Here is a 13830-nt window from a genome sequence, read left to right as displayed (position 1 = left end):
AATTATGTTGTAAATTTGTAAATATAAAATTTACAAAAAGGATAAAAAATGAATAAATTGTTAAAATATTCACAGGTCGCATTAATCGCAATTAGCCTAAGTGCCTGTGGCGGAGGCGGTGGAGGGGGCGGAGGCGGCCCGTCAGCACCCACAAATACCCCCGCTACCCCCCCCCATACCCCAAACACGCCACCTGATAATAACGCCAATTTAGGTGGCTCTGGCGGGTCAAATTCTGGTGGTAATTTAGGCGGTGGTTCTAGCGGTGGCACTGGCAGTGGGGGCAGTGTAGGTGGTGGCTCAAATTTCAGCGGTAGCAGTAACACCACTGCTAACACGACCCCACCAAATAATCAAGGTGGTGCCGTAACTCCGCCAAGTGGTGGCAACACAAACCAAACTCCACCAAACAGCAATCAAATCACGCCACAGCCACCGCAAAATTTACCAAAAGCAAGTGTAGAAAATTTACGCCCAGCCTTAATTTATTCAATAAACGATGAAGATAAGGTTATGAAAATCGGCGTTATAGACACCGATTTTGTTGAGCCAAGAAATGTCTATTTTAATTCACGAGACCCAAATAAAGATGTCGGCGACACCTACAAAGATGAAAATGGGCAAAATAGGCTAATCCTAAATGAGGGTAGCTATAAAAACGCCAACGGCATAAAAAATTCTCACGGCACACAGGTTTCTGCAATTATTGCAAGATATACCAAAAATATGCCAATTTATGGCTACACGGCAAAAAGCACCGACAAAGAGACCGCCGTAAGTGCTACAAATCAGGAATTTATGGACGCAGATGAGAGTAATGTGCGGATTATAAATAACTCTTGGGGTTCATTACAAGACCTAAAAAATCCAAGCAGTGCAGATGATTGGAGAAAAATACCAGCTGCAAAAAATGGATTGTTTGAATATATCGCAAAACAGGCATCTACAAATAGCATTATTGTTTTTGCCACTGGCAATGAAAATAAAGATTATGCTTCGCTTGAAAGCCACATACCAGTGATTTATAACGATATAAACGCTAGAAAGGGCTTTATTGCCGTATCGGCTACTACTTATAACCAAAAAGCACCTTATGCAAATAAGCTTGGCTCGTTGGCTAAGGTTTATGGCATATCAACGGATGGCAGACATACGCTATTTCAAAACACGCTTGGCGGAGAGAAAATTTGCGAAGGCACGTCCTGTGCTGCTCCAGTCGTATCAGCAGCAGCTGCTAATGTTTGGGAGAAATTCCCTTGGATGAGTAATCACTTAGTCGTTCAAAGCATACTCTCAACGGCAAATCAGCTTGGGCAGGGCGATAATGTAACGACCGAGCCACGAGATGACGTCGGCTGGGGCGTTTTAAATCAAGCAAGGGCTTTAAAAGGACCAGCTAGATTTGATAAAAGGCTTTTAGCCGATGATGAGAAAAACTTCGTAGTAGCCGACTTTAACTACCGAAACTACACAAAAACTAAAAACGGCTACACAGCAAAAGACCGCTTAACATTTTCTAACGACATAACTGGCGACGCTGGGTTTAAGAAAAAAGGCACTGGCATTTTATACTTTACTGGCTCAAATTCTTACACTGGCGAAACGATCGTAGAAAATGGATATTTGCAAATTGAAAAAGAGCTAACAAACTCAAAAGTAACGATCCAAAACAGCGGGACGCTAATCGCAAGAAACGACAACCAAAAAGTTACAATCGGCAACAACAACGGCTACACACTCACAAACAACGGCTCACTTGAAGTTTTCGGGCAGGGGCTAACGATAAATGGCAACTACAAAGCAGGGGCAAATTCACGCACAGCCATTGACATAAACACTGCCCAGCTTGAAGTAAAAGGCACAGCAGATATGGGGAATTCTCGCATTTTAGCCCACATAAATAAAGTAGAGCAAGTCCCACAAAACGGACAGCAAGAAAAGACAATTTTAACAGCTCAAAATTTAACAAATTACAGCAATTACTACACCATTTCAGACTACATAAATCCGTATATTAAGATTGATGAGCTAAAAACTGAGGGCAACCAAGTCAAGGTAAAATTCACAAGAAACAGCACAAATTACGTAGCAAGAGCGATAGCATTTAGCACGACAAGCTCGCTAAATACGGCAAATAACCTTGATACCGCTCTAAACGAAGTCGCTGCAAATTCCAGCAGTCCACTTAGTGCAAACGCCCTTTCTATCATCACGGCAACGCCATTTGCAATAACTCAAACCCTACAAACACTCTCGGCTGAAATTTACGCTTCAAGCCAAAACGCCCTGCTAAATCAAAACCACCAAATAAGCCAAAAAATGGCAACTCGCACCCTTAGCGATGAGAGCGGATTTTATAGCAGTTATGACTACAACCGATATGAAATTTCAAGGCAGGGTTTTGCTAGTGGTGATACAAAGAGCCATTTAACAAGCGTTGGCGTGGATAAAAGTGTTGATGATTTTAAATTTGGAGTTAATTTAAATCGTGGCGAGATAAAGTCAGAATTTACTAATCTTGCTGGTAGCTCAAAAATTACAACAAACGGCGTAAATTTCTACGCAAAAGCTGATTTTAGCGACTTTTATACGCTTTTTGGCACTGGCGTTACTTGGCTAGAAAATAGCGTCAAACGAAACCTAATCATCGCTGATGATGGCTCACAAATAAACGTAAAACAAAATGGTAAAATTTATAATCTCTACGCCGAGGCTGGATATAGCTTTGGCTTTTTTACGCCGTTTCTTGCTTACGAGCTAAATATGTTTAGGCAAAATGGCATTGATGAGGGGCAAAATTTTGGCATTAAAAGCGAAAAAACTTCAAACGACATCAGCTCATATTTAAGCGGAGTAAGGGCAAATTTTAACGCGCAAAATTTCAGCTTTAACGCCGCACTTACCTACATTTACACGCCAAATGCCGACTTTGACTTTAAGGCAAAATTCGTTGGTGGCAACAGCGACATAACGATAAAAGGCATAAATGTCGCCAAAAACCAAGTGGGGCTAAATTTTGGCGTGGGTTACTCATTTACGCCTAGTTTTGGGGTGTTTAGTAGCTATGCTTTAAATAAAGGCAAGGATACAAAGTCGCAAAATTTAAACGTGGGCGTGAAGTATAAATTTTAAACTTCACAAACGCCAAAAATAGGCTGAAATTTTTAGTCAATTTTAAAAATTTTAGCCTATAATGGCAAAAGGTTGTTTAAAAAAGGGAGAAAATGCTAATAGACGCACACGGCAGAGTTGTTGATTATCTGCGTATTTCAGTCACTCAGCGTTGTAATTTTCGCTGTAAATATTGTATGCCAAAGACCCCATTTGAGTGGGTACCAAAGGAGAATTTGCTCAGTTTTGAAGAGCTGTTTTTGTTTGTTAAGGTCTGCATTGATAGCGGTGTGAAAAAGATTCGCCTAACTGGCGGAGAGCCACTTTTGCGTAAGGATTTAGACCAGTTTATAAAGATGATAAACGACTACAAGCCAGATATTGATTTAGCCCTTACGACAAATGGCTTTATGCTTCGCCACTACGCAAAAAATTTAAAAGACGCTGGGCTAAAACGCATAAATATGTCGCTTGATAGCTTAAAGCCAAAAGTCGCGCAGCAAATCGCTCAAAAAAGCGTCCTGCACGAAGTTTTAGCTGGATTTGAGACGGCACTTGATGCGGGATTAAAGGTTAAGCTAAACACCGTTGTCTTAAAGGGCGTAAATGATGATGAGATCATTAATCTACTGGAATTTGCAAAATTTAAAAATTGCCAGATTAGATTTATTGAATATATGGAGAACCACCACGCAAACGATGAGCTAAAAGGGCTAAAATCAGATGAAATTTTAAGCATAATCGCTTCAAAATACGAGTTTAAAAAAGATGAGAAATTGCCAAATGCACCGGCTTCGCTTTACACACTAAATGATGGCTACACATTTGGCATTATTGATCCGCACAAGCACGATTTTTGCGAGAGTTGCAATAGAATTCGCCTAACTGCCGAGGGTTTTTTAATCCCTTGCCTTTATTTTGAAGACGCAATGAGTATCAAAGACGCCGTTAGAAAGGGCGATATTGTGGGGGCTAGTGAAATTTTACGCAAGGTTTTAGCAAATAAACCTGAGAAAAACAAGTGGGAGCTTGGCGAGAAAAACGAAACTTCAAGCCGTGCGTTTTATCAAACGGGTGGCTAATGCTTGAAATTGTTGAGAGTTTTTTAAGCATTCAAGGCGAGGGTAAATTTCAGGGGCGTTTAGCCATTTTTATCCGCCTTTTTGGGTGTAACCTAAACTGCTCCGGCTTTAATGTAAGTCAAAAATCGCCAAAAACGAATGAAATTTTAACTGGTTGTGATACAATTAGGGCAGTTTTTAAGTCGCATTTTAGTGCTAAAAAGTATAAAAGTGCCGATGAGATTATGAGCCTAATTTATCAAAAATGCGAGAATTTAAACGCAAAACCGATGATTGTAATTACTGGCGGAGAGCCGTTAATTCATCACAAAAATGAAATTTTGCTTGAAGTTTTAGAGCGTTTAATTAAGCAAAATTTCATCGTCCAGTTTGAAACAAACGCCACGATAAATGTTGATTTTACCAAATTTAGCATTTATAAAAAGTGCATTTTTGCAATGAGTGTAAAGCTAGAAAATAGCGGCGAAAGCAGAGCAAAACGCATAAAAGCACAGGCGATTAGGCAGATAGTTAAAAATGCGGACAGCTTTTATAAATTCGTGCTTCGTGGCGATGAAAACGAGTTAAATCAAATAGATGAAATTTTAAAAATCGCACAAAATGAGGTCTGGCTAATGCCAATGGGAGCTGATATTAAAGAGCTTGAAAAAAACGCCTTAAAAGTAGCACAAATGGCGATAGCTAGGGGCTTTTGCTACTCGGACAGGCTTCACATTAGACTTTGGGATAAAAAAGAGGGTGTTTAATGATTATTAGAAAAATGTTTAAATTTGAAAATGCACATATCGTTAGGGATTGTAGCTCAAAAAGGTGCAGGACTAGCATTCACGGACACAGCTACAAGGCTGAAATTTTGCTAAGCTCAAACTACCTTGATAACGCTGGTATGGTTTATGATTTTGGGCTGATGAAGCAAGGCATTAAGTGCATAATTGACAGCTTTGACCACGCCACGACGATATTTTCAGGCGACAATGATGAGTATAAAAATGACCTAAAAAAGCACTCAGAGCGTTGGATAGAAATCCCTTTAAATCCCTCTGCTGAGCAGTTTTGCAGGATATTTTTTGTCATCATTGATAGGCTATTAAGTGCCACAAAAATGCAAAACGGCGAAAGAGATGTAAAAATTCACAGCGTCATAATCCACGAAACCGACACCGGCTACGCCCAGTGCTTTAAAGAGGACGCTTATAACGCTAAAATGGGCGAGATAAATCTAAATGAAATCATCTTTTCAGAAGCGATAATTAGCGAATGGGAGGATAAAAAACTCTTTGAAAAGATAAAATTTAAAGATGAAATAGTAAATCCAAAGGACGTTTAATGGCTAAAATTTTTAAAATTCTCACGCTTTTTGTGCTATTTTTTAGCGCGTGTAGCGATGAAAAGCCACAAATCGTGGAGCAAAACGAAACAATCCCAGCCGATGTGCCAATCTCACAAAGCGAAACAAACACGACTATTGATGAAAATTTCCCACCAGAGCCGGTAATTGAGGGCGGACAATGAACGAAAACCTAGCCCCACTTTACGCACAAGTCCTGCCAATTCACAGCGGGATGATGCACCTGCTTTTAACGCTAGTTGCTATCTATCTCATACTCACGCAGTTTGGGCTAAACACCAAAAATTACGTGCTAAGAATTCGCTATTTTTTGCCAATTTATCACGCCATTTTAGCAGTCATCGTTTTTAGCGGACTTTTGCTTTTAACTGCCCTAAATTTTGGCGTTTCAGAGCGAGTTTTGCGTATGATTTTAGCTGTTATTTTACTAATCGCCCTAAGTGCGGTCGGCTTTAAACGGCTAAAAATTTACGCACGGCAAAAAGAGCTAGTTAAATTTAGAAAATTTGCTCTTTTTCAGGGCATTGCAGAGATTTTTTTAATACTTTTTGCAGGGCTTAGCTAATGCAATTTTTATACGATAAAAACGCTGGCGATGAGCGACTTTTGGTGCAAAATGAGCCGTTTTTGCACTTAAAGGCAAGGCGAGTTAAGGTCGGCGATAGACTTGAAGTCCGTAATTTAAAAGACGGCAAAAAATACCTTTATGAGATTAGGCAAATTGAGCGAAAAAGTGCCGATTTAGAGCTTGTTTTTGCTAGTTTAAATGAGCGTGAGAGTTACGATTTTAGCGTGGCTTGGGCTGTTGTTGATCCAAAAACGATTGAAAAAACCCTGCCATTTTTAAACGAGCTTGGAGTTGGCAAATTAATCTTTGTCTATACGAAATTTTCACAGGGCGATTTTAGGCTAGATTTAGAGCGATTTGGGCGAATTTGTGCGTTATCGTGTGAGCAGTGCGGGCGAGATAGTTTAATGGAGTTTGAAATTTATAAAAGCGTTGATGAGTTTTTGGCAAATTATAACAACGTTGCGATGATAAATTTTGACGGCGAAAGTTTAGAAAATTATAAAAATGAGCTACTTTTTATCGGTGCTGAGGGTGGTTTTAGCAGTGATGAGGTGGCTAAAATCAAGCGTAGTTTTGGGCTAAAAAGCAAAAATATCCTAAAATCACAAACTGCCATAACCGCTGTTGCTAGTAAATTTTTAGCCTAAATTTATATTTGTTAATGTATAATCACGCCTTACCTAAATTATAGCTTATAAAACACCAAAAAGGAAAGATTATGAAAAAAGAGATCCACCCAGAATACGTTGAGTGCGTTGTAACTTGTGCTTGTGGAAACACATTTAAAACAGCTTCAAACAAAAGCGAAATCAGAGTTGATATCTGCTCTGAGTGCCACCCATTTTTCACCGGTAGCGAAAAAATCGTAGATAGCGCTGGTAGGGTTGAGAAATTTAAGAAAAAATACGCTTTAAAATAAAATTTGATATATTTTATCCCCACGCCAATAGGCAATTTAAAGGATATCTCGCTTCACGTGCTTGAAATTTTGCGTGATTGCGAGATAGCACTTTGCGAGGATACAAGAGTTAGCAAATCCCTAATAAATCTATTAAACGAACGCTTTAATGCGGGTATTAAAATTAAAAATTTCATCTCACTTCACACGCACAATGAGAGTGAGTTTTTTAAAAATTTAGACGCCGATTTTTTTAGCAAAAATGTCGCCTACATAAGCGACGCTGGGATGCCAGGTATTAGCGACCCCGGCGTTAGTTTGGTTAGATACGCTTTAAAAAACGGCATTGAGTATGAAATTTTAAGCGGAGCAAACGCAGCACTCTTAGCAGTCGTCGCAAGTGGTTTGGTGGATAAAGAATTTACATTTTTGGGGTTTTTGCCAAACACCGGCAAAGATAGAGCCGCCGCAATCCAAAACGCCCTAAATAACGCCTATCCTTGCGTGATTTATGAGAGCCCAAAACGCATAACCTCGCTGATTGATGAAATTTTAAAAATTGATGAAAATAGGCAAATTTTTGCCATAAAAGAGGCGACAAAAAAATTTGAAGCAAAGTTTAAAAATACCCCAAAAGCCCTGCTAGATGAGTTAAAAAATGCAAATTTAAACGGCGAATGGTGTGTTGTCGTTGATAAAAGTCAAAATTTAAGCACACAAAAAATCACGATTGATGACATAAATCAATTAGAAATTCCACCCAAAATCAAGGCAAAATTGCTAAGTAAATTAACTGGCGAAGATGTCAAAAAAATCTACAATAAAATAATAAAATAAGTTAGTTTTTACTTGCTTTTTGCTATCATCACGAGATGATAATTTACGGAAAACAGCTATTTTTACACATTTTAGACAAGCACCCAAAAAAGATAGAAGAAATTTATCTTGCAAAAGAGTGCGATAAGGCGTTATTTTCACGTATTGCGCGTGTTGGAGTGAAAATTTTACGCATTGATAACCAAAAGGCACAGGCACTCGCTCACGGCGGTAATCATCAGGGATTTTTAGCCAAGGTTAGCGAGTTTAAATTTGCCGATGTTAGTGAGCTAAAAAAGCTAAATTTCATCGCTCTGCTTTGGGGGGTTAGCGATGTGGGCAATATCGGCGCTATCGTTCGCTCAGCCTACGCACTAGGTTGTGAAGGCATCGTGCTAGTGGCTAAAAATGTAAATGTAGAGGGCGTTTTACGCACCAGTAGCGGAGCTGCTTATGAGCTGCCAATAGCCGTTTTTGATGACGGACTTAGCCTTATAAATGAGCTAAAACAGGTCGGTTTTGGCATTTATGCCACAGCAAAAGGCGGTAAAAGCGTGAGCGAGATAAAATTAAAAGATAAAATCGCACTTTTAATGGGTAGCGAGGGCGAGGGACTGCCAAATAAAGCCACCCAAAAAGCCGATGAGTGCATTGGCATAAGGCTAAAAAACGACTTTGACTCGCTTAATGTAAGCGTTGCGTTTGCGATAATTTGCGACAGGATTATAAATGAATGATTTAAATATTTTAAAGGACGTTGGATTAAAAGAGGTCGCCAGAAAGACCCATATTCAGCCTGAATTTTTGCAATACATAATAGACAAAGACTATGAAAAACTCGTGCGTGTCAATGTCGCTGGATACATTAAAATTTTACAGCGTGAATACAGCCTTGATTTAAGCGAGTGGTTGGAGCAATACAACCAGTTTTGCAAAGAGCATAAAACAAGCGAAGCAGCAAAGGCGAGTGTCAGCCCAAAATTTGAGGTCTATACGCCAAACGGACACCACGCAAGACTATCTGGCAACTCGCTTGGTTGGCTACTTTGGCTTATCATCATCGTTGGTTTTATCATCGCTTCATATTTTTTTGACGCTCATAAATATATTGAGCAAATTCCAAACATCTTTGAGGATAAAAACCGAAGCGCGACCTACTCAGACGCAAGCGTCGTAAAAGAGGTGAGTAAAAATATCAGCATTTTTGATGAAAACAGCACTCAAAATGATAAAAATTTAAGCTTTGTAATCTCATTAGAGCCAACAAAACAGCTACAAAATATCTTAAATAAAGATGAAAATTTAGCCGAGCAAAACACAACACAAATCACAATAAAAACCGATGAAGTAAATGCAACAACCACGCAAGAAACACCGGAGATAAAAGCCGATGAAGCCCCAAAAATAGGCACTTTTGTGGCAAAGGGTAGCACCGCTTTAATCGTGCCAAAAGGCAAGGTTTGGCTTGGCGTGATTGACCTAAAAAATGGCAAAAAAACATCGCTAACCACACAAAAAGAGTATGAGCTAAATTTATCAAACGAAATGCTAATAGCTTGTGGCAACGGCAATATCGTGCTAAAAATCAACGGCGAAGATAAGAGCTTTGATCCGGGCAGAGCGGCTAGATTTTTGGTAAAAGATGGCGAAATTCGCTTTTTAAATTACGATGAATTTTTATCTTTAAATGGCGGTAAATCGTGGTAAAAAGGGCAGTAATTCTTACTTTGTTTTTGCTTGGTTTTGCATTTTCAAGCGAGTTTGTAACGCTAAATTTTAATGCCAAAAACGCAAACTCAAAGACGCTTTTAGTAAAAGCGATAAATTTAAGCCTAGATGAGATAAACGCAAGGGTCGCATTTATCAATGAATTTTCAAACGAGCCATTTTTTTACTCACTAAATCTTTGGCGAGATAAGAGCCTTGATTTAAATAAAATTTACGCAAATTTCATAAAACACGGCATAAAAATTTCAAATATCGCAAAAAGTCCAGATGTTTTTGACTTTACGCTTGACGCTAGAAATTTAAAAATTGCCATCTTAGAGCCAAAATTTAACGAACCAGTCGTGCTTGATAGGGCAAATTCTAGCTATTTTATAAACCTAAACAACGCAACAAAACTAATCATCACACCCACACAAAGTAGCGAGTGGCTAGCATTAATCAGGCTTTATGATGATAATCTAAATCAAATAGAGCTTATCCAAAAAGATAGCCCAGTGGCTAGATTAGAGCTTGATTTAAGGGGTGCAAGTTACGCATTAATTAGCGATAGCATTGATATAAACAACATTAAAGGCGGATTAACACTAAATTTCAAGAAGGAGTGAAATATGTTTGATGAGATTCGTTTTAACACAATTGAGCGTTTGCCAAATTACGTTTTTGCCGAAGTAAATGCCATAAAAATGGCAGCTCGTAGAAACGGCGATGACATAATTGACTTTTCAATGGGTAATCCAGACGGCAAAACCCCACAGCATATAGTTGATAAGCTCTGTGAAAGTATCGCAAAGGACAAGACGCACGGATATTCAGTCAGTGCTGGAATTTACAAGCTTCGCCTTGCAATTTGCAACTGGTATAAGAGAAAATACGATGTAAATTTAGACCCAGAAACCGAAGCAGTCGCTGTAATGGGCTCAAAAGAGGGCTTTGTGCATTTAGTCCAAGCTATCACAAACCACGGCGATGTCGCTGTCGTGCCAGACCCAGCCTATCCAATACACACACAGGCGTTTTTAATCTCTGGCGGTAATGTCGCAAAAATGCCCCTTGTTTATAATGAAAAATATGAGCTTGATGAGAATCGCTTCTTTGATGATTTGATTAATACATTTAAATACTGCTCGCCAAAGCCAAAATTTGTTGTCGTAAATTTCCCACACAACCCAACCACCGTTACAATCCAAAAGAGCTTTTATGAGCGTTTGGTCGCCCTTTCAAAAAAGGAGCGATTTTACATTATCTCAGATATTGCTTATGCTGAGCTTACCTTTGATGGCTATAAAACGCCAAGCATTTTTGAGGTTGAAGGTGCAAAAGATGTCGCCGTTGAGTGCTACACGCTTTCAAAAAGCTACAATATGGCAGGCTGGCGTGTCGGCTTTGTGTGCGGTAATAAACGCCTAGTTGCCGCACTTAAAAAGATAAAATCGTGGTTTGATTATGGTATGTTTACCCCAATTCAAGTCGCCTCAACAATCGCACTTGATAGCGAGCAAAACTGCGTTGAAGAGATACGCCAAACTTACGAAAAACGCCGAGATGTGCTAATTGACGCATTTAGCGGTGCTGGTTGGGATATAGTTAAGCCAAATGCGAGTATGTTTGTCTGGGCAAAACTACCAAAAGAGGCGGCTGGTATGGGGAGTTTGGAATTTTCAAAACAGCTTTTAACAAAGGCAAATGTTGCTGTTAGCCCGGGCATTGGCTTTGGCGAGGCTGGCGATAGCCACGTGCGTATTGCGTTAATTGAGAATGAAAACCGCATACGCCAAGCAGCAAGAAACATAAAAAAATATCTAAAAGAGATATAAATTTAGCAAAAAGAGTTTTAATGAACGTAGCAATTTTAGGTGTCGGAGTAGTTGGCGAGCAGGTCGCTAAAATTTTGGTGCAAAATGCCGAGCTTATCAAGGCAAGAAGCGGTAAAGAGATACGCCCAGTCATCGGCGTGGTTAGAAATTTAGACAAAAAAAGGGACGTTAGCATACCGCTTACAACGGACATTGACGCCGTTTTAGCACGCGATGACATTGATGTTTTTATTGAGCTTATGGGCGGTGTTGATGAACCTTACAGGGTCGTAAGCGAAATTTTAAAACGCAAAAAAGCGATCGTAACGGCAAACAAAGCCCTCCTAGCCTATCATCGCTACGAGCTTGAAAAGATAGCAAGCACCACGCCTTTTGGCTTTGAAGCAAGCGTGGCTGGTGGGATACCTATCATAAAAACCCTACGTGAAGGGCTTAGTGCAAACCATATCTTTGGCATTGAGGGCATAATGAATGGCACTAGCAACTACATTTTAACCTCAATGATGAGAGGTGGTGCTAGTTTTTCTGACGCCCTAAAAAAGGCACAAGAGCTAGGCTATGCCGAGGCTGACCCGACCTTTGATATTGGCGGATTTGACGCCGCTCACAAGCTTTTAATTCTAGCAAGTATCGCTTATGGCGTAAATTTAAAACCAGAGCAAATTTTAATTGAAGGCATTGATAGAATAAACAAGGCTGACATATTTTTTGCAAACGACTTTGACTACACCATAAAACTTCTTGGCATTGCAAAAAGGGGCGAAAATTCGGTTGAATTAAGAGTTCATCCAACGCTCGTGCCAAAGGATAAGATGATAGCTAAGGTTGATGGCGTGATGAATGCCATTAGCGTTAAGGGCGACGCCGTGGGCGAGACGATGTTTTATGGTGCTGGTGCTGGCGGTGCTGCAACGGCAAGTGCGGTCATAAGCGATCTAATAGACATAGCTCGCGGCGTAAATCCGCCAATGCTAGGCTACAAATCGCCACTAAAACCGCTCACGCTTTTAAACAGCGATGAGATAAAAACGAAGTATTATTTACGGCTAAGCGTTGATGACAGGCTTGGCGTTTTGGCAAAAATCACAAATTTAATGAGCGAAAATTCTCTCTCAATTGATAGCTTTTTGCAAAAACCACGCCAAAATTTAGAGCAAAACGAACCAGCCACGCTATTTTTTACCACGCATTTAAGCCGTGAAGCGGACGTTAAAAGAGTGATAAACCTGCTAAAAACGCAGGATTTTATCAAAGAAGAGCCATTTATGTTAAGGATTGAAGATTAGCGGATTAGCCTCGTATCTTTTTGGCAAAAGTAGCGAAGATGTTGCTTGTGCGTATTTAAACGAGCTTGGCTTTAAAATTTTAGAGCGAAATTTTTACTCAAAATTTGGCGAGATTGATATCATTGCCCTTGATAAAAGTGGGATTTTGTGCTTTATTGAGGTTAAGGCAACAAGTGGCAATTATGATGCGATTTTGCGTTTAACGCCCAAAAAATATGAGAAAATTTTAAAAACGATAGATTTTTATATCTTAAAAAATGGTCTAAATCACGATTTTGAGGTGGCATTTTTAGTTATTAATAAAGAAAATTTTGAGCTGATAAGAAATATTAGTTTATAAAAATTATTATTTAGATAAAATTTAAAAATTTTAATGTATAATGCGAACTTTAATTTAAACAAAGGAGAAAAAATGGGAAAATACATTGAACTTACGTCAGAGAATTTTGACATCGCAAAAGAGGGCGTTGCCCTAGTTGATTTTTGGGCGCCTTGGTGCGGACCTTGCCGAATGCTAGCCCCAGTTATTGATGAGCTAGCGGCTGATTTTGAGGGCAAAGCAAAGGTTTGCAAGGTAAATACAGATGAGGTGCAAGATTTGGCCGTTGAGTTTGGTATCCGCTCAATCCCTACGATTTTATTTTTCAAAAATGGCGAAGTCGTAGAGCAAATGGTCGGTGCTCAGTCAAAACAAGCCCTAGCGGACAAGCTTAATTCACTTCTTTAATGAAGGCAAGAAATAGAGGGAGTCTGCTCCCTCTAACTTACATTTTTGGCTCGTTCTTTGGAGCCGCTATGATAGCTGTGGTCTTTGCTTACAATAATTACCGCTTTTCGCAATATAAATTCATAGACTTCTCGCAACTAATTTTTTACCAAAAAAGCGAAATTTTCGTGCCACAAGATGAGCGTTATCTGCTCGTTTTATTTAGCTCAAACGGCACAAAACTATCTGAAATTTTGCCTAAAAATGGTAAAAATTTAAGCGTCATCGCCGTTGATTTTGCGCAAAAACGCCTTGATAGCAACGCCACGCTAAACTATGTAAGTGCCGATATAAACACCATTTTAAAGCTACTTTGGACGCTAAATATCAAAGAGCTACCAAGTAGCGTTGAAATTTTGCACCAAAAGGGCAAAATTTACAAACAAGACTCAAAAATATTTAAAGGATAA

The 13830-nt window shown here is 39.4% G+C and carries 17 protein-coding genes; all 17 read left to right on the top strand.

What is annotated here, in order from left to right:
* Window positions 1-48 precede the first annotated feature (48 nt).
* Window positions 49-3132 (top strand): S8 family serine peptidase, encoded by a 3084-nt coding sequence (locus NYG85_RS09660; RefSeq protein WP_284938329.1) that lies wholly within the window; start codon window positions 49-51, stop codon window positions 3130-3132.
* Window positions 3133-3224: 92 nt separating this feature from the next.
* Window positions 3225-4193: a GTP 3',8-cyclase MoaA gene (moaA, locus tag NYG85_RS09655; protein WP_284938327.1), complete on the top strand. Its 969-nt coding sequence runs from the start codon at window positions 3225-3227 to the stop codon at window positions 4191-4193.
* Window positions 4193-4939, top strand: a complete 747-nt coding sequence (locus NYG85_RS09650) for a 7-carboxy-7-deazaguanine synthase QueE (protein ID WP_284938325.1) — start codon at window positions 4193-4195, stop codon at window positions 4937-4939. Before moaA ends, NYG85_RS09650 begins: the two co-directional genes overlap by 1 nt.
* The gene (locus tag NYG85_RS09645; protein ID WP_284938324.1) at window positions 4939-5520 is read left to right on the top strand and encodes a 6-pyruvoyl trahydropterin synthase family protein; all 582 of its coding nucleotides are present in this window, start codon (window positions 4939-4941) and stop codon (window positions 5518-5520) included. The genes NYG85_RS09650 and NYG85_RS09645 overlap by 1 nt, the downstream gene beginning before the upstream one ends.
* Window positions 5520-5705 (top strand): hypothetical protein, encoded by a 186-nt coding sequence (locus tag NYG85_RS09640; RefSeq protein WP_284938323.1) that lies wholly within the window; start codon window positions 5520-5522, stop codon window positions 5703-5705. The genes NYG85_RS09645 and NYG85_RS09640 overlap by 1 nt, the downstream gene beginning before the upstream one ends.
* Window positions 5702-6106 carry a hypothetical protein gene (locus NYG85_RS09635; protein WP_284938322.1) on the top strand — a complete coding sequence of 135 codons (405 nt, stop codon included), beginning with the start codon at window positions 5702-5704 and terminating at the stop codon, window positions 6104-6106. Before NYG85_RS09640 ends, NYG85_RS09635 begins: the two co-directional genes overlap by 4 nt.
* Window positions 6106-6759 (top strand): 16S rRNA (uracil(1498)-N(3))-methyltransferase, encoded by a 654-nt coding sequence (locus tag NYG85_RS09630; RefSeq protein ID WP_284938320.1) that lies wholly within the window; start codon window positions 6106-6108, stop codon window positions 6757-6759. The genes NYG85_RS09635 and NYG85_RS09630 overlap by 1 nt, the downstream gene beginning before the upstream one ends.
* Window positions 6760-6830: 71 nt before the next feature.
* On the top strand, window positions 6831-7031 hold the full coding sequence (gene rpmE, locus NYG85_RS09625) for a 50S ribosomal protein L31 (RefSeq protein WP_034968772.1): 201 nt from the start codon (window positions 6831-6833) through the stop codon (window positions 7029-7031).
* Window positions 7032-7034: 3 nt separating this feature from the next.
* The gene (gene rsmI, locus NYG85_RS09620; protein ID WP_284938318.1) at window positions 7035-7847 is read left to right on the top strand and encodes a 16S rRNA (cytidine(1402)-2'-O)-methyltransferase; all 813 of its coding nucleotides are present in this window, start codon (window positions 7035-7037) and stop codon (window positions 7845-7847) included.
* Window positions 7848-7882: 35 nt separating this feature from the next.
* Complete coding sequence (gene rlmB / locus NYG85_RS09615) at window positions 7883-8563, top strand: 23S rRNA (guanosine(2251)-2'-O)-methyltransferase RlmB (RefSeq protein ID WP_284938317.1); 681 nt, start codon at window positions 7883-7885, stop codon at window positions 8561-8563.
* Window positions 8556-9533, top strand: coding sequence for a phosphatidylglycerophosphate synthase (locus NYG85_RS09610; protein WP_284938316.1), 978 nt, complete (start codon window positions 8556-8558; stop codon window positions 9531-9533). Before rlmB ends, NYG85_RS09610 begins: the two co-directional genes overlap by 8 nt.
* Window positions 9527-10159 (top strand): hypothetical protein, encoded by a 633-nt coding sequence (locus NYG85_RS09605; RefSeq protein WP_284938314.1) that lies wholly within the window; start codon window positions 9527-9529, stop codon window positions 10157-10159. Before NYG85_RS09610 ends, NYG85_RS09605 begins: the two co-directional genes overlap by 7 nt.
* Before the next feature lie 3 nt (window positions 10160-10162).
* Entirely contained in the window at window positions 10163-11368 is a 1206-nt protein-coding gene (locus NYG85_RS09600) for an LL-diaminopimelate aminotransferase (protein WP_284938313.1), read from the top strand.
* Between the two features lie 20 nt (window positions 11369-11388).
* The gene (locus NYG85_RS09595; protein ID WP_284938312.1) at window positions 11389-12654 is read left to right on the top strand and encodes a homoserine dehydrogenase; all 1266 of its coding nucleotides are present in this window, start codon (window positions 11389-11391) and stop codon (window positions 12652-12654) included.
* Entirely contained in the window at window positions 12650-12994 is a 345-nt protein-coding gene (locus NYG85_RS09590; protein WP_284938346.1) for a YraN family protein, read from the top strand. The genes NYG85_RS09595 and NYG85_RS09590 overlap by 5 nt, the downstream gene beginning before the upstream one ends.
* Before the next feature lie 72 nt (window positions 12995-13066).
* Entirely contained in the window at window positions 13067-13381 is a 315-nt protein-coding gene (gene trxA / locus NYG85_RS09585; RefSeq protein WP_284938310.1) for a thioredoxin, read from the top strand.
* Window positions 13381-13830: a hypothetical protein gene (locus NYG85_RS09580; protein WP_284938308.1), complete on the top strand. Its 450-nt coding sequence runs from the start codon at window positions 13381-13383 to the stop codon at window positions 13828-13830. Before trxA ends, NYG85_RS09580 begins: the two co-directional genes overlap by 1 nt.

Origin of the sequence: Campylobacter gastrosuis (assembly GCF_030249845.1) — a bacterium.
In the GTDB taxonomy this organism is placed as follows: Bacteria; Campylobacterota; Campylobacteria; order Campylobacterales; family Campylobacteraceae; genus Campylobacter_A; species Campylobacter_A gastrosuis.
Note: the sequence above shows the minus strand (reverse complement) of the source record. Positions and strands in the feature narration are given on the sequence as shown.

Bases quoted from the DNA above. Each gene is read 5' to 3' on its own strand.
- NYG85_RS09660 (WP_284938329.1), top strand. From the start codon at position 49: ATGAATAAATTGTTAAAATATTCACAGGTCGCATTAATCGCAATTAGC.
- moaA (WP_284938327.1), top strand. From the start codon at position 3,225: ATGCTAATAGACGCACACGGCAGAGTTGTTGATTATCTGCGTATTTCA.
- NYG85_RS09650 (WP_284938325.1), top strand. From the start codon at position 4,193: ATGCTTGAAATTGTTGAGAGTTTTTTAAGCATTCAAGGCGAGGGTAAA.
- NYG85_RS09645 (WP_284938324.1), top strand. From the start codon at position 4,939: ATGATTATTAGAAAAATGTTTAAATTTGAAAATGCACATATCGTTAGG.
- NYG85_RS09640 (WP_284938323.1), top strand. From the start codon at position 5,520: ATGGCTAAAATTTTTAAAATTCTCACGCTTTTTGTGCTATTTTTTAGC.
- NYG85_RS09635 (WP_284938322.1), top strand. From the start codon at position 5,702: ATGAACGAAAACCTAGCCCCACTTTACGCACAAGTCCTGCCAATTCAC.
- NYG85_RS09630 (WP_284938320.1), top strand. From the start codon at position 6,106: ATGCAATTTTTATACGATAAAAACGCTGGCGATGAGCGACTTTTGGTG.
- rpmE (WP_034968772.1), top strand. From the start codon at position 6,831: ATGAAAAAAGAGATCCACCCAGAATACGTTGAGTGCGTTGTAACTTGT.
- rlmB (WP_284938317.1), top strand. From the start codon at position 7,883: ATGATAATTTACGGAAAACAGCTATTTTTACACATTTTAGACAAGCAC.
- NYG85_RS09610 (WP_284938316.1), top strand. From the start codon at position 8,556: ATGAATGATTTAAATATTTTAAAGGACGTTGGATTAAAAGAGGTCGCC.
- NYG85_RS09600 (WP_284938313.1), top strand. From the start codon at position 10,163: ATGTTTGATGAGATTCGTTTTAACACAATTGAGCGTTTGCCAAATTAC.
- NYG85_RS09595 (WP_284938312.1), top strand. From the start codon at position 11,389: ATGAACGTAGCAATTTTAGGTGTCGGAGTAGTTGGCGAGCAGGTCGCT.
- trxA (WP_284938310.1), top strand. From the start codon at position 13,067: ATGGGAAAATACATTGAACTTACGTCAGAGAATTTTGACATCGCAAAA.
- NYG85_RS09580 (WP_284938308.1), top strand. From the start codon at position 13,381: ATGAAGGCAAGAAATAGAGGGAGTCTGCTCCCTCTAACTTACATTTTT.